The following is a 16,223-nucleotide window of genomic DNA, read 5'->3' as shown; positions in this document are numbered from 1 at the left end:
GGCCTCCATGGGGGGCTTGCCGGGCGGGCTCAAGGGCGCGATGGACCTCACGCCGCCTTGGGCTGCGGCAGGTCCCCGAGGTCCCCGACGGGCACCGCCGCGTGGGCCGCGTCCACGTCCAGGTGGAACTGCCGGCGCACCTCGTCCAGCGGCACGCTCCACAGCTCGTTCCAGTCCACGCCGAACAAGGGCCGGCTCCGCTTGCCGAGCAGCCACCCCCGCGCCACCTCCGACACCAGCGCCTGCCCCTCGTTGAGCCGGTAGAACAGCGTGTGCAGGAACCCCACGCTCACCAGCGCGAAGCTCAGCGGCGTCCAGAGCTGCGCGATGTAGAAGGCCTGCAAGCCAATCTCACCCTTCACGTCCGTCCCGAACCCCGTGAGGATGTGCCACAGGTCATGCGTCTGCTCCATGTGGATGCGGAACTTGGCCGTATTCGTGGGGGCCACCGGCGTGTGGTACGTGTCCTCCTGCTTCAGCCCCCACACCTCCATCTGGTCCGCGAACACCCGGCCCAGCGTTCCGGGGGGCAGGGTCTTCATCGCCTTGAGGTCCACCCGGATGTGCTTGAGCGGCTCGGTGAAGAGCCGCACCGCCTCCGGCCGCTTGCGCAGCAGCGGCACCGTGTCCAGCGGATCCTCCCCATCCATGTCGTCCCCCAGCGCCAGCACCAGATCCAACCGCGTGGGGTCGCGGATGAGCGTGACGAACACCCGCAGGAACTTCACCGTGTTGATGACCTTCTTGAACATCTCCGCGTCTCCTGTCCGACAAGGGAAAAAAGGGGAAGCCTCACGCGGGCCGCAAGCGCATCAGCGGCCGCTCGATGAGGACATGCAGCACCAGCGACACCAACAACGTCAGCCCCAAGGACATCGCGCTCAGCTGGAGCAATGACACACTGGCCGCGCCGCCAAAGGTCATGGAGCCGTACAGGCCGAAGATGATGAGCGGATGCACCAGGTACGCCGCATAGGACAGCTGCGCGACGGGCCGCAGCGCCCGCCAGGCCAGGACGCGGCCCAGCACCTGCCCCCCGCCAGCCTTCGCCTGGATGAGCAGCAACAGCGCCGCCGCGCCCACCCCGAACAGCGTCCGGTACAGCGTCAGGTACAGCGTGCCCTCCACCGGCCCCCATTCCCCCGAGAACGTCCGGGGCGCCATCAGCACCCCCAGGGTCCCCAGGGCCAGCACCAGGATTCCATAAGCCAGCACCGGCGCCGCCCGGAGTCGCTCCGCCACCCGCGTCCTGCCCAGCAGGTAGGCCACCAGCACGCCCGCGAGGATGGGCGTGTAGCGGGTGTAGGGCTTGTCATAGATGCTGTTGAAATACCGCTGCCCCGCGTCCCCCTGCATCAGCGGGTCGATGGTGAACGGCATGGTGAAGCCATGCCGCACCACCAGGGCATGCTCGATGCCCACCCCCAACAACAACAGCGCCGCCATCACCCAGACCGCGTGTCTGCGCGTGCCCACCACCAGCCAGAAGAAGGGGAACACCAGGTAGAACTGCTCCTCGATGGCCAGCGACCAGGACCAGATGACCGCCTGCTCCGACACCGGCAGGAAGTTGTTGAGATAGAGCACGTTGGCCCAGGCGTTCTGGTGGTTGGGCGCGCGGCTGGCCACGTACAGCAGGAGCACCGCCGCGTAGGCCGGCATCAACCGCAGGAAGCGCCGCCAGTAGAAGGTGGGGATGCGCACGCGCCCCGTCTGCTCCTGCTCGTGCATCAGGATGCGGGTGATGAGATAGCCGCTGAGCACGAAGAACAGGTCCACCCCATGGTCCCCCCGGAGCACCCAGCCGCGCAGCGGGTCCGCCTCCACCGCCAGGAACAGGCGCTCGAACTCGCCGCGGTCCATGAAGACGCCGGTGAGCTGGAAGACGTGGAACAGGATGACCCAGAGGATGGCCAGCGCCCTCAACCCATCCACCGGGCGGCTGTGCGCCGGGGGCGCGGCGAACAATTCGATGAGGCTCGCCCGGAGCGAGAACGCCCGCCCCATCCGCTGGAGCAGGGAGGGTGCGGGCTCGCCCGGGAGGGCCGGTGATGGAAGGGGCATGTCGCGGTTTCTCTGAGGTTGAGGCGGCGGTCCGACCCCCGATGACAGCCGGGGTCGTCATCCATACGCCCAAGCGGGAAAACATTCGGACCGGGAAATAAATGCGAAACGCCATTGAAGAATATTCCGACGCACCGCCGTATTGGCAGCAGACCCTCTGCAAGGCATCGGCGAAACGTGGACGAGACGAATCGAGCAACGTGGCTGTTGACCCAGGCGGACCTGCGCCGGTTGGTGGGCGCGGTGGGCGTCGACAACCTCATGGATGAAGTCATCCATGACCTGACGGAGGCCTTGCGCGGGTTCGACGCGGAGCGCATCGACGTGCGCAAGCGAGAGGGTTTCGCGCTCGAGCACGCCGGGAGGACGGGAGTGCTGGAGTGGATGCCGGTGATGCGGCGGGGAGAGACGGTCACCATCAAGGTGGTGGGCTACAACCCGGACAACCCCGCGGAGCATGGGCTGCCGACCATCATCGCCACCAACAGCGTCTATGATTGCCGCACCGGGCACCTCCAGGTGGTGGTGGACGGCGTCTTCGCGACCGCGCTGCGCACGGGCGCGGCGTCCGCGGTGGCCAGTCAGATCCTCGCGCGGCCGGACAGCCGCGTCCTCGGGCTGGTGGGCTGCGGGGCGCAGGCGGTCACCCAGTTGCACGCGCTCAGCCGGGTCTTCACCCTGGAGCGGGTGCTGGTGTTCGACACCGACAAGGACGTGGAGCGCTCCTTCGCCCAGCGCGTCGCCTTCCTCCACCTGGACGTGCGGCGGGTGTCGCTGGAGGAGTTGGAGGCCCAGTCCGACATCATCTGCACCGCGACGTCCGTGGCGGTGGGCGCGGGCCCCGTCATCACGGGCCAGGGATTGAAGCCCCATGTGCACATCAATGCCGTGGGTTCGGACCTGCCGGGCAAGACGGAGCTGCCCCGGAGCTTCCTGGAGGACAGCCTCGTCTGCCCGGACTTCCTGCCGCAGGCGGTGGTGGAGGGGGAGTGCCAGCAGCTTCCCCGTGAGCGCATTGGTCCGGAGCTGGTGTCGCTGGTGCAGGCGCCGGAGAAATATGAGGACTGGCGCGGCCGCAGCACCGTGTTCGACTCCACGGGCCTTGCCCTGGAAGACCAGGTGGTGACGCAGACGCTGCTGCGCCATGCGCGCCGGCTGGGATTGGGCACCCGCGTGGACCTGGAGAGTCTGTCCAACGACGTGATGGACCCGTATGGCCATGTGATGACAGACGCGGAGATCCTGTGCGACGAGCAGGACCTGACGTCGCCGGCCGTGTCCCAGCGGGCCGTGGCCTCCTGACCGGGGCCTCCCTTCAAGCAAGACACTGACGCCCCGGCGCGCCCGCGCGCGTGGGGCCAACGCCTCCATTCCCACCGGAGCGCGGGTGCCCCACCTGGGGCCTTCGCGTCCGCCGAATGGTCAACCCGGGCCGGAGGTCGGCGCGTGCCGCCCCCGGTCCATCCGCAATCAGGAGCCCGCAGCCATGCCGCACTACATGATCCTCGCCCGGTACACGCCGCCGGTCCTCAAGAACCTGCTGAGCAACCCGGAGGCGCTCACCTCGCGCAACGACCACGCCGATGCGTTCTATGGCTCGGTGGGCGGCAAGGTCGTCACCGCCTATTTCATGCGCGATGCCCGGTGGCACTTCATGGTCATCGTGGACTTCCCGGACCACGAGGCCGCCCACGCGGCCATCATGGTGGGGCAGGCGTCCGGCGCCTTCGAGGAAGGCGAGGCCTATCCGCTCACCTCGCTGGAAGAGGCCGTTGGCGCCCTCAAGCGCGCCGGGGCCGCCGGCAAGGTCTTCTACCCGCCGGGCGCCTGAGCGGCGCTCGCCGCACCCTGGCCCGCGCGCGCCCCTGGGCGTCCGCGCGGGCCGTGATGTCACTCCCCACGACTCCGCCCCTTGACGCGTGCTCGCATGACGACTGGCAACCCGGAAGACCTTCTTGATGTGGGACGGCGCGTGCCGACGCTCGTCGCGCTGCTGTCGGCCCGCGCGGCGCGCCAGGGCGCGGACACCGCCTACACCTTCCTGGAGAACGGCGAGCAGGAGTCCGGCCAGCTGACCTACGCCGCGCTGGACCTCCGGGCCCGGGCCATTGCCCAGGGCTTGCGCGCGGCCGGCGCCGAGGGGCAGCGCGCGCTGCTGCTCTACCCGGCGGGGCTGGACTTCCTGGCGGCCTTCATGGGCTGTCTGTACGCGGGCGTGGCGGCGGTGCCGGCCTATCCGCCGCGCGCGACGCGGCACCTGGCCCGGTTGCTGTCCGTGGTGGAGGACGCCCAGGCGACGGTGGTGCTGACCACCACCGCGCTCCTGCCCAACCTCACCCGGGACTCGGCCGCGCTGCCCCGGATGAAGGCGCTGCACTGGATGACCACGGACGACGTGGACCTGGGTCCGGCCTCCGCCTGGAGGCCCCCCGCGTCGCTGTCACCCGACACGCTGGCCTTCCTCCAGTACACGTCCGGCTCCACCGGCGCGCCCAAGGGCGTGATGGTCAGCCACGCCAACCTGCTGCACAACCTGGAGATGCTGCGGCAGGGCTTTGGCCATGATGCGCGGACGCGGCTGGTGAGCTGGCTGCCGCTGTTCCACGACATGGGCCTCATCGCCGTGGCCCTGGAGGCGCTGTACCTGGGCCGCCCCTGCGTGCTGATGCCGCCGGTGGCCTTCCTCCAGTCGCCCATCCGCTGGTTGAAGGCGGTGTCGAAGTACCAGGGCACGTGCAGCGGCGCGCCCGACTTCGCCTATGACCTGTGCGTCGAGAAGACGACGCCGGAGCAGCGCGCGGGGTTGGACCTGTCCTCGTGGCGGGTGGCCTTCAACGGGGCGGAGCCGGTGCGCGCGGCCACCCTGGAGCGCTTCGCCCGGACGTTCGCGCCCGTGGGCTTCCGCCGCGACGCCTTCTACCCGTGCTACGGCATGGCCGAGTCCACGGTGATGATCTCCGGCGGGCTCGCGGACGCGGCCCCGGTGGTGCGCCACGTCTCCGCGCGGGCCCTGGACTCGCACCGCGTGGTGGAGGCCCGGGAGGGGGACGCGGACGCCCGCGCCGTGCTCGGCTGCGGCCGGGCGTGGATGGACGAGCGCATCCTCATCGCGGACCCCGACACGCGCGTGGCGTGCGGCCCGGAGCGGGTGGGGGAGATCTGGGTGGCCAGTCCCAGCGTGGCCCGGGGCTACCTCAACCGGCCGGAGGAGACGGCGGCGACCTTCGGCGCGCGGCTTTCGGGGACCGGCGAGGGGCCCTTCCTGCGCACCGGTGACCTGGGCTTCCTGGTGGACGGTGAGCTGTTCGTCACCGGCCGCCTCAAGGACGTCATCATCGTCCGGGGGCGCAACCACTACCCGCAGGACCTGGAGCACACGTCCGAGGAGAGCCACCCCGTCCTGCGGCGCGGCGGCGCGGCGGCCTTCTCCGTGGAGGTTTCCGGCGAGGAGCGGCTGGTGGTGGTGCAGGAGGTGGAGCGCGTCCACGTGCGCAAGCTGGACGCCCCCGCCGTGACGGCCGCCATCCGCGCGGCCATCCTGGCGCACCACGACCTGCGGCCGCACGCCGTCGTGCTGGTGAAGCCCGCCTCCATTCCCAAGACGTCCAGCGGGAAGATTCAACGCAAGGGCTCGCGCGCGGCCTTCCTCGCGGGGGAGCTGGACGTCGTGGGCGAGTGGCGCGAGCCCCAGGCGCCCACGCCCGTCGCGGCCGGTCCGGCGTCGGGTGAGGTGCGGGCCTGGCTGGTGGCGCGGGTGGCGGAGCGGCTGCGCGTGGCGCCCTCCGCCGTCGACACCCGGGCGCCGTTGTCCCAGCTGGGCCTGGACTCGGCGTCCGCGGTGGGGCTGTCGGGGGACCTGCAGACGTGGCTCGGCCGGCCGGTGTCACCCACGCTCGTCTATGACTTCCCGACGCTGGAGGCCCTGGCGGCGCACCTCACCGGGGGGGCGCCCGCGCCCGCGCCGGGCGCCACCGAGCGGCCCTCGGACATGGAGCCCATCGCGCTCATCGGCCTGGGCTGCCGGCTGCCGGGCGCGGACGACAGCGCGGCCTTCTGGCGGCTCTTGCACGACGGCGTGGACGCCGTCACCGAGACGCCCCCGGCGCGCTGGGACGTGGAGCGCCTGTTCCATCCTGCGCCGCCGCCTCCCGGCCGGATGAGCACGCGGTGGGGGGGCTACCTGAAGCAGGTGGATGGCTTCGACGCGGACTTCTTCGGCGTCGCGCCCCGCGAGGCCCGGGGCATGGACCCCCAGCAGCGCCTGCTGCTGGAGGTGGCCTGGGAGGCCCTGGAGGACGCGGGGTTGGCGCCGGACACCCTGGCGGGCAGTGACACGGGGGTCTTCGTGGGCATCAGCAGCGGCGACTACGCGCGGTTGCAGGCCCAGACGCCCGGCGCGCTGGATGCCTACGCGGGCACCGGCATCGCGTTCAGCATCGCGGCCAACCGCCTGTCCTATGTGCTGGACCTCCGGGGGCCCAGCCTGGCGGTGGACACCGCGTGCTCCTCGTCGCTCGTGGCGGTGCACCAGGCGGTGCAGAGCCTGCGGCGGGGCGAGTGCCGCATGGCGCTGGCCGCGGGCGTCAACCTGCTGCTGGCGCCGGACATGACGGTGGCCTTCTCCCAGGCGCGGATGATGGCGGCGGATGGACGCTGCAAGACGTTCGATGCCTCCGCGGACGGCTATGTGCGCGGCGAGGGCTGCGGCGTGGTGGTGCTCAAGCGCCTGCGTGACGCGCAGCGGGACGGGGACCGGGTGCTGGCGGTGGTGCGGGGCTCGGCCATCAACCAGGACGGCCGCAGCAACGGGCTGACCGCCCCCAATGGGCAGGCGCAGCAGGCCGTCCTGCGCGCGGCCCTGGCGGACGCGGGCGTGTCCGCCGACGCGGTGGACTACGTGGAGGCGCACGGCACCGGGACGCCGCTGGGGGACCCCATCGAGGTGGATGCCCTCAAGGCCGTGCTGCTCCAGGGGCGACCCCTGGAGCGGCCCCTGTGGGTGGGCTCGGTGAAGACGAACATCGGCCACCTGGAGTCGGCCGCCGGCATCGCCGGGCTCATCAAGGTCGTGCTGTCACTCCAGCACGAGGCCATCCCCGCGCACCTGCACCTGCGCGAGCTCAACCCCTACATCCGTCTGGAGGGGCTCCCCCTGGCCATTCCCACCACGCGGCGGGCCTGGACGGGCCCCGCGCGCCGGGCGGGCGTGAGCTCCTTTGGCTTCGGCGGCACCAACGCGCACGTCATCCTGGAGTCGGCACCGGAGCGCTCCGCGCCCCCGGCGCCCGCGCGGGGCGTACCTTGCGTGCTCACGCTGTCCGCGCGGGACGAGAAGGCCCTGGCCGAGCTGGCCGGGGCGTGGGCGGCCCCCGCCGCCTGGCCTCCCGCGCTGTCACTGGCGGATGCCTGCCACACCGCCGCGAACGGCCGGGCCCACTTCGCGCACCGGCTGGCCCTGGTGGCCACCACCCCCGAGGAGGCCCGGGAGGCCCTGCGGGCGTTCTCCCAGGGCGCGGTGGACACCGACGTCGACGTCATCCGGGGGACGGCGCGCGCAGGCCATCGGCCGTCCGTGGGCTTCCTCTTCACCGGGCAGGGCTCGCAGTTCGTGGGCATGGGCAGGGGCCTCTACGACGCCGAGCCGGTGTTCCGGCGCACCCTGGACGAATGCGACGCGTTGCTGCGTCCGCTGTTGGAGCAGCCCCTGCTTTCGGTGCTGTACCCCGAGGACGGCGCCCCGTCTCCCCTGGAGGACACGGCGTACGCGCAGCCGGCGCTGTTCTGCCTGGGCATGGCGCTGGCGCGCACGTGGCGCGCCTGGGGCGTGGAGCCCGCCGCCGTGCTGGGCCACAGCGTGGGCGAGTACGTGGCCGCGTGCGTGGCCGGCGTCTTCAGCCTGGAGGACGGGCTGAGGCTCATCGCGGAGCGGGGCCGGCTGATGCAGGCGCTGCCGCGCGACGGGGAGATGGTGTCCGTCCTGGCGCCCGTGGAGCAGGTCCTGGAGTTCATCGAGCCCCATGCGCGCGACGTGTCCCTCGCGGCGGACAACGGGCCCCGCGGGGTCGTCATCTCCGGGCGCACGGAGGCCGTGCGCGCGGTGGCGGCCACGCTGGCGGCGCGGGGCGTGGAGACGCGCCCGCTGAAGGTCTCCCACGCGTTCCACTCCCCCCTGATGGAGCCCATGCTGGACGCCTTCGAGGCCGCCGCGTCCCGGGTGACGTTCCACGCGCCGACGGTGCCCGTGCTCTCCAACCTCACGGGCGAGGTGGCGGGGCCGGAGCTGCTGACGCCCGCCTACTGGCGCCGCCACGTGCGCGAGGCGGTGCGCTTCGCGGACGGAGTGCGCGCCTTGCGGCGGCTGGGGTGCGACGCCTTCGTGGAGGTGGGCCCCACGTCCACGCTCACGGGCCTGGGCAGGGCGTGCCTGCCACCGGAGGACCCGGCGCTGTGGCTGCCCAGCCTGCGCGCGCGGGAGCCAGACCTCGCGCGGATGCTGTCCAGCGTCGCGGCGCTGCACGCGCGGGGCGTGCCGGTGCGCTGGGACGTGCTGGCGCCGGGCCGCCGCGTGGCGATGCCCACCTACCGCTTCCAGCGCGAGCGCCACTGGCTGGAGTCGCCGGTGGCCCAGGCGTCCGTGGGGCAGGGGCCCGCGCACCCGTTGCTGGGGCACCGCCTGCCCGCGGTGGCCGCCCAGCCCGAGGGGCAGGTGTGGCAGCGGGAGCTGGCGCCTGAGCAGCTCACGTTCATCGCGGACCACCGCATCCAGGGCACCGTGGTGGTGCCGGGCGTGGTGTACGTGGAGTGGGCGCTCGCGGCGGCGGGCCAGCTGCTGGGCCAGCGCCCCGGCGGCGTCAGCGACGTGGAGTACCGCAAGGTGCTCGCGGTCCCCGCGGCCGGTCGCCGCACGGTGCAGGTGAGCGTGGCGCCCGCGGGGGAGCAGGACGCGCTCACGTTCCACGTCCACAGCCGGGCCGGTGGCCAGGAGCCCTGGGTGCTCCACGCCACGGGGAAGGTCCTTCCGAGCTAGCGCGCGGCGCGCCTGTCGCGTCCGCCATCCCATCCGGGCCCTCGCGGCCCAGGAGGCAGCACCGTGCGGTTCTCCTTGATGTTCTTCGCCAGCGACGAGAGCGCGCTGTCGGGCCGAAAATACGAGCTGGTCATCGAGAGCGCGCGGTTCGCCGACCGCCACGGCTTCCAGGGCGTCTGGGTGCCGGAGCGGCACTTCTCCGCGCTCGGCAGCCTCTATCCCAACCCCGCCGTGCTGCACGCCGCGCTGGCGCGCGAGACGAAGCACCTGCGCCTCAACGCGGGCAGCGTGGTGCTCCCGCTCCACCACCCCCTGCGGGTGGCCGAGGAGTGGGCCATGGTGGACAACCTCTCCGGGGGGCGGGTGGGCGTGTCGTTCGCGACCGGCTGGAACCCGGATGACTTCGCGCTCGCGCCGGAGCGGTACGCCGAGCGCTCGCGCACCTTGTTCGACCAGGTGGACGTGGTGCGCCGGCTGTGGCGGGGCGAGCCCCTGTCCGTGCGCAACGGCACCGGTGAGACGAAGTCGGTGCGCGTCTACCCCACGCCCGTCCAGCGCGAGCTGCCGGTGTGGGTGACGGCCGCCAGCAACCCGGCCACCTTCGCGAAGGCGGGCGAGCTGGGCTTCAACCTGCTCACCCACCTGCTGGACCAGGGCGTGGAGCGGCTGGCCGAGCAGGTCGCCGCGTACCGGCAGGCCCGGGCGCGCGCGGGGCACGACCCGGACGGCGGCACGGTGACGTTGATGCTGCACACGTTCGTCGGGGGCAATGCCCAGCAGGTGCGGGACCTGGCGCGCGAGCCCTACTGCGCGTTCCTCAAGTCCAACCTGGGGCAGCTCAAGGGGCTGGCCCAGAGCCGCATGCGCGACGTGGACCTGACCACCCTGTCGGAGCGGGAGAAGGACGACTTCGTCCACTTCCTCTACGAGCGCTTCGCCACGTCCCGCGCGTTCATCGGCACGCCGGACTCCTGCATGGACCTGGCCGTCCAGCTGCGCGAGCTGGGCGTGGACGAGCTGGCGTCGCTGCTGGACTTCGGTCCTCCCGTGGACGCCGTCCTCCAGAACCTGCCGCACCTGGACACGCTGCGCGCCCGGGTGGCGGAGCTGGGGCCCCGTGGCGCCGCGCCCCGCGTCCGGCCCGCCGCCGTCCCCCTGGCGCCGGAGTCCTCGCCCAGGAAGGACACCGTGGCCGACGTCCAGGCCCGCCTGCCGCGGGTGATGGAGGGCGCGGACTTCTACGCGGAGGTGGCCGCGTCCGGGGCGGAGTACGGCCCCTCCATGCGCAGCCTGGAGCGCGTGTGGCGCGGGGAGGGGGAGGCGCTGGGACGGCTCCGGATGCCGCCGGCCGTGGAGGGGGAGCGCGACGCCTATGCCTTCCATCCGGTGCTGCTGGACAGCAGCCTGCTCATCCTCGGCGCGCTGGCGCCGGAGCGGCAGGGGGGGCGGCTGGTGGCGCTGCCCACGGGGATGCGGCGGCTGCGCATCCACGCGCCGCCCACCGGCGAGCTCTACAGCCACGTGGTGCGCACCAGCCCCCCCGCCGGCTCCGTGCTGGAGGGGGACGTGCGCATCCTGGACGCGTCCGGCCAGCTGCTCGCCGAGGTGTCTGGAATGCGCATCCAGCTGGTGGAGCAGGCGGGACGGCCCACGTCGGACCCGGTGGACGCGCTCACCTATGCCCTGGACTGGCAGCCACACGCCGCGCCCGTCCCGGACGACGCCGCCGGGCCCGGGGCGTGGTGGGTGCTGATGGATGGCCGGGGCGTGGGCAAGGAGCTGGCGGCGCGGCTCGAGGCCCGGGGCGACACGGTGGTGCGCATCACCGCCGGCGCCACCTTCCAGTCGCTGGGGGCTCGCCATTATCAGGTGGCGCCCGGGGACGCGGCGCAGCTGCGGCAGCTCGTGGAGACCCTGCTGGTCGCCGGAGGGCCGGTGCCGCGCGGGCTCGTTCACTTGTGGAGCCTGGAGGGCCTGGACCCCGCCCAGACGACGGTGGCGACGCTGGAGGCGGAGCAGACCGCCGGGGCCCTCACGGTGCTGGGCCTGGTGCAGGCGCTGGTGGGCAGTGGCGCCGTGCGTCCGCCGCGCCTGTGGCTGGTGACGCGCGGCTGTCAGCCTCCGGCGGGGGCCTCCGGCGCGCTGGCCTCGGCCACGCTGTGGGGCCTGGGGCGCGTGGTGTCCGCGGAGCATCCCGAGGTGTGGGGCGGCCTCGTGGACCTGGAGCCGGACGCGCCGGCCGACCCCAGCGCCGCCGCGCTCTGTGGCGTGCTGCTGGCGCCTGGAGGGGAGGACCAGTTCGTGCTGCGCGGCGAGACGCGGTCCGTGGCCCGGCTGGTGCGGCGGCGGGGGCTGCCCTCCGGAGGGCCGGCGACGCGGCTGCGCGCGGACGCGGGCTACCTGCTGACGGGCGGCCTGGGCGACCTGGGCCTGGGGATGGCGCGGTGGATGGTGGAGCGGGGCGCGCGGCACCTGGTGCTGATGGGGCGCTCGCCGCTGCCGCCCCGGGAGGATTGGGCCCAGGTGGCGCCGGGCTCGCGCGCCGCGCGGCAGGTGGCCGCCGTGCGCGAGCTGGAGGCCCTGGGCGCGCGCGTGTATCCGGCCGCGGTGGACGTGGCGGACCGCGACGCGGTGGCTGCCTTCCTTCAGGGCTACCACGCGCAAGGAGGCCCGGCGCTCCGGGGCGTCGTCCATTCGGCCGGCGTCATCCAGCCCGCGACGCTGATGAACCTGGGGGCGGACGCCTTTCACGCGGTGCTCCGGCCGAAGGTGGCCGGCGCGTGGGTGCTGCACTCGCTGCTGGAGGAAGCGCCGCTGGACTTCTTCGTCCTCATCTCCGCGGTGCCGGGGCTGGTGGGCTGGATTGGCTCCGGCGCGAGCAACTACTCGGCGGCCAACACCTTCCTGGACGCGTTGGCGCACCACCGCCGCGCGCGCGGCCTGCCGGCGCTCAGCGTGGACTACGGGCCCTGGAGCGAGGTGGGCCTCGCGGTGCGCGAGGGCGGCCTGCCCATGCTGGAGCGTCAGGGCATTGGCAGCATGTCCCCGCCGCAGGGGCTCGCCGCGTTGGACCGGGCGCTGTCACAGCCGGACGCGCAGCTGGCGGTGGTGTCGCTGGACTGGCCGCGCTTCTTCCGCGCCTTCGCGCACGCGCGGATGACGCCGCTGCTGGCGGAGCAGGTGAAGGAGGTGGGGGCGGGCGCGGAGCCTGGACGCTCCCAGGAGGCCGGGGCGCTCCAGACGGCGCTGAGCGAGGCGCAGCCGGGCGCGCGGCCCGAGCTGGTGCGGGAATACCTGCGGACCCAGGTGGCCCGGGTGCTGGCGCGCTCCAGCGCGCGGCTGGATGTGAACGCGTCACTGATGTCGCTGGGGCTCGACTCGCTGATGTCCATTGATTTGCGCAACCGCATCGAGTCCGACCTGGGCGTCGTGATTCCCATGGTGAACCTGCTGCGCGGCCCCAGCATCGCGCAGCTCGTCGACGACGTGCTGCCCGCCCTGACGCTGGCCGGGGCCGTGGTGGAGATGGAAGAGGTGACGCTGTGAGCACGCACGCCCTGCTGACCGAGCTGTCGCGCCTGGGCATCACCCTGCGCGCGGACGGAGACAACCTGCGCATCGCCGCCCCCAAGGGGGCGCTGGTGCCCGAGCTGCGGGAGCGGCTGTCCGCCGCCAAGCCCGCGCTGCTCGTGCACCTGCGGGACGAGGCCGCCCTGGCCACGCTGACGCGGGTGCCCCGTGACGGCGCGCTGCCGGCCTCGTCCGCCCAGCGCGGACTGTGGCTGGTGGACCGGCTGGAGGGGGGCTCCGCCAGCTACAACCTGTGCGCCGCCGTCCGCCTGGAGGGACCGCTCCGCGTGGACCTGCTGGAGCGGGCGCTGGGGCACATCCTCCAGCGCCACGAGGCGCTGCGCACCTGCTTCCCGGCGGTGGACGGGACCCCGGTGCAGCGCGTGCTGCCGGCCTGGCCGGTGGTGCTCCCGGTGGAGCTCGTGCGCGACGTGGCGAAGGAGGCGGAGCACTTCGCCCGCCAGCCCTTCTCCCTGGAGGCGGGACCGCTCCTGCGCGCCCGGCTGGTCCGCTCGACGGACGGCGTGCACCAGCTGTGGCTGGCCATGCACCACATCATCTCCGACGCGTGGTCCATGGGACTGCTCCTGCGCGAGCTGACCGTGCTCTACGAGGCCTTCGCCGCGGGCCGGCCCTCGCCGCTGCCGGAGCTGGCGGTGCAGTACGTGGACTTCGCCGGCTGGCAGCGGCGCTACCTGACGTCGGCCGTGGGCGCCGCGCAGCTCGACTACTGGCGCAAGCAGTTGGAGGGCCTGCCGCCAAGGCTGGAGCTGCCCACGGACCGGCCGCGTCCGAGCGTGCAGACGAACCGGGGCGCGACGCTGCGCTTCCACCTGGACCCGGCGCTGACGCAGGGCCTCAAGCAGGTGGCGCAGGGGGCGGGCGCCACGCTGTACATGGCGCTGCTGGCCGCCTGGAGCGCGGTGCTGGGCCGCTACAGCCGGCAGGACGACGTGGCGGTGGGCTCGCCCGTGGCCAACCGCAAGCACCGGGAGACCGAGGCGCTCATCGGCTTCTTCGTCAACACGCTGGTGTTTCGCGCGAAGCTGGACGGCGCCCCCTCCTTCCTGGAGCTGCTGGGCCGGGTGCGGCAGGTGACGCTGGAGGCGCTGGCCCACCAGGACGTGCCGTTCGACGCGGTCGTGGAGGCCCTCCAGCCGGAGCGGGACCTCAGCCACACGCCGCTGTTCCAGGCGATGTTCGTCATGCACAACGCGCCCTCCGGCCCCATGAAGCTGGGCGACGTGACGGCCACGCCCGTGGCGCTGGAGACGGGCACCGCGAAGTTCGACCTGACGCTCACGCTGGAGGAGCGCGACGCGGGGCTCGTGGGCTCGCTGGAATACAACACCGACCTGTTCGACGCCTCCACCGGGGAGCGCCTGGTGGAGAGCCTGCGCGCGCTGCTCCTGGGCGCGGTGGAGACGCCGTCCCGCCCGGTGGGGCGGCTGCCGCTGATGGGCGCCGCGCAGCGCGAGCAGGTGGTCCACGGCTGGAACACCACCCGCATGCCCTATGACGCCGAGCGCTGCATCCACCACCTCTTCGAGGCCCAGGCCCGCCAGACGCCGGACGCGGTGGCGGTGGTGCACGGCGCGCGGACGGTGACGTACCGCGCGCTGGAGGAGGGGGCGAACCGGCTGGCGCACCACCTGCGCGCGCTGGGCGTGGGCCCGGAGGTGCTGGTGGGCTTCTGCGTGGAGCGCTCGCCGGAGCAGCTGATGGGCCTGCTGGCCATCCTCAAGGCGGGCGGTGCGTACCTCGCGTTGGATCCCATGTCGCCGCGCGAGCGCAATGCCTTCATGTTGGAGGACGCCCGGGCGCGGGTGCTGCTCACCCAGCGCCCCCTGCTGGCGCTGCTCCCCGAGGGCCCCGCCACGGCCGTGTGCCTGGACGCGCTGCCCGAGGCGGAGCTGGCCGCGCACCCCCACACCCCTCCGCACGTCGCGGTGGGCCCGGAGTCACTGGCCTATGTGCTCTACACGTCCGGCTCCACCGGGCGGCCCAAGGGCATCGCCATGCGGCACCGACCGCTGGCCAACCTCATCGCGTGGCAGCTGCGCGTCTGCACCGTGGCCCCGGGCCACCGCACGCTCCAGTTCGCGCCGTGGAACTTCGACATCTGCGTGCAGGAGTCCTTCTCCACCTGGGCCACGGGCGGCGCGGTGGTGGTGGTGCCGGACGACGTGCGCAAGGACGCGGTGGCGCTCTTGGACTTCCTCCAGGCGCACGACGTGCAGCGGCTGCACGTGCCCTTCGTCGTCTTCCAGGGGCTCGCGGAGGCGGCCCAGGCACTGAAGCGCGTGCCGTCCTCGCTGCGTGAGGTCTACACCGCGGGCGAGGCCCTCCAGGTGACGCCCGCCGTGGAGCACTTCTTCCGGGCTCTTCCAAGGTGCGTGCTCCACAACAACTACGGGCCCTCCGAGGCGCACGTCATCACGTCGCACACGCTGTCCGGGGACCCGGGGAGCTGGCCCCGCCTGCCGCCGGTGGGCAAGGCGCTGCCCAACACGCGCATCTACCTGTTGGACGGGCTGGGCCAGCCGGTGCCGGTGGGGGTGGGCGGCGAGGTGTACGTGGGCGGGGACTGCCTGGCGCGTGGCTACTTCCACCGGCCGGACCTGACGGCGGACCGCTTCGTGCCGGACCCCTTCAGCACGACGCCGGGCGCGCGGCTGTACCGCACGGGGGACCTGGCGCGCTCCCTTCGCGATGGCAGCCTGGAGTACCTGGGCCGGGTGGACTTCCAGGTGAAGGTCCGTGGCTTCCGGGTGGAGCTGGGCGAGGTGGAGGCCATGCTCTGCCAGCACCCCCACGTGCGCGAGGCGCTGGCGATGGTCCGGGAGGACCGGCCGGGGGACCGGCGGCTGGTGGCCTACGCGGCGCCGCGCTCCGGCGCCTCGCTGGAGGTGCCGGCCCTGCGCGCGTTTCTCAAGGAGCGCCTGCCGGACTACATGGTGCCCTCCGCGCTGGTGCTCATGGATGCGCTGCCGCAGACGAACGCGGGCAAGGTGGAGCGCTCGCGGCTGCCGGTGCCCACGGGGGAGGCCGAGGCCCTCTACGTGGCGCCCCGCACGCCGGAGGAGGCGGCGGTGGCGGCCGTGTGGGCGGAGGTCCTGGGCGTGGCCCAGGTGGGCGTCCACGACCACTTCTTCGAGCGCGGTGGGCACTCGCTGCTGGCCACCCGCGCCACCTTCCGGGTGGGCGAGGCGCTGGGGGTGACGCTGCCTTTGCGCAGCCTCTTCGAGGAGCCGACGGTGGAAGGGCTGGCGCGCCGGGTAACGGCGCTGAAGTGGGCCGCGCAGGCGGCGGTCGTGGCGGAGTCGGGTGAGGACCGGGAGCAGGGGGAGCTGTGAGACACGTCGAGGCGTTGCTGGCGGAGCTGAAGGGGCGGGATGTCCGGGTCTGGGTGGAGGAGGGGCGCTTGCGCTACAGCGCGCCCCGCGATGCCCTGTCCCCGGAGCTGCTGGAGCGCCTGCGGGAGCAGAAGGCCGCGTTGATGCAGTACCTCCAGCAGGCCCGGAGCGCGGCGCGCGCGGCGCTGCCCCCCCTCTGCTGTCTC

The 16,223-nt window shown here is 73.1% G+C and carries 8 protein-coding genes; 6 read left to right on the top strand and 2 right to left on the bottom strand.

From position 1 onward, the window contains the following. Window positions 1-47: 47 nt before the first annotated feature. Both D7Y13_RS14070 and D7Y13_RS14065 read right to left on the bottom strand, forming a co-directional pair. Window positions 48-752: a Coq4 family protein gene (locus D7Y13_RS14070; protein ID WP_120582938.1), complete on the bottom strand. Its 705-nt coding sequence runs from the start codon at window positions 750-752 to the stop codon at window positions 48-50. Window positions 753-792: 40 nt separating this feature from the next. Then, on the bottom strand, window positions 793-2,064 hold the full coding sequence (locus tag D7Y13_RS14065) for an acyltransferase family protein (protein ID WP_120582939.1): 1,272 nt from the start codon (window positions 2,062-2,064) through the stop codon (window positions 793-795). Window positions 2,065-2,241: 177 nt separating this feature from the next. On the opposite strand from D7Y13_RS14065, the gene D7Y13_RS14060 reads away from it, so the two are divergent. The 6 genes from D7Y13_RS14060 to D7Y13_RS14035 form a co-directional block, all read left to right on the top strand. Continuing rightward, on the top strand, window positions 2,242-3,366 hold the full coding sequence (locus D7Y13_RS14060; RefSeq protein WP_233595391.1) for an ornithine cyclodeaminase family protein: 1,125 nt from the start codon (window positions 2,242-2,244) through the stop codon (window positions 3,364-3,366). A 184-nt stretch (window positions 3,367-3,550) separates the two neighbouring features. Next, entirely contained in the window at window positions 3,551-3,895 is a 345-nt protein-coding gene (locus D7Y13_RS14055) for a GYD domain-containing protein (protein WP_120533444.1), read from the top strand. A 141-nt stretch (window positions 3,896-4,036) separates the two neighbouring features. After that, a complete protein-coding gene (locus tag D7Y13_RS14050; RefSeq protein ID WP_233595392.1) occupies window positions 4,037-9,091 on the top strand; it encodes a type I polyketide synthase in 5,055 nt (1,684 codons plus the stop codon). Between the two features lie 63 nt (window positions 9,092-9,154). Further along, window positions 9,155-12,637: a bifunctional LLM class flavin-dependent oxidoreductase/SDR family oxidoreductase gene (locus D7Y13_RS14045; protein WP_147444245.1), complete on the top strand. Its 3,483-nt coding sequence runs from the start codon at window positions 9,155-9,157 to the stop codon at window positions 12,635-12,637. Beyond that, window positions 12,634-16,017, top strand: a complete 3,384-nt coding sequence (locus tag D7Y13_RS14040; RefSeq protein WP_120630696.1) for a non-ribosomal peptide synthetase — start codon at window positions 12,634-12,636, stop codon at window positions 16,015-16,017. The genes D7Y13_RS14045 and D7Y13_RS14040 overlap by 4 nt, the downstream gene beginning before the upstream one ends. Further along, window positions 16,014-16,223, top strand: a 210-nt coding sequence (locus D7Y13_RS14035) for a TubC N-terminal docking domain-related protein (protein WP_208734461.1), incomplete at its 3' end; no start/stop codon positions are given. The genes D7Y13_RS14040 and D7Y13_RS14035, both read left to right, overlap by 4 nt.

Source organism: Corallococcus praedator, from assembly GCF_003612125.1.
Taxonomy (GTDB): domain Bacteria; phylum Myxococcota; class Myxococcia; order Myxococcales; family Myxococcaceae; genus Corallococcus; species Corallococcus praedator.
This window is presented reverse-complemented; position numbering and strand designations above follow the sequence as displayed.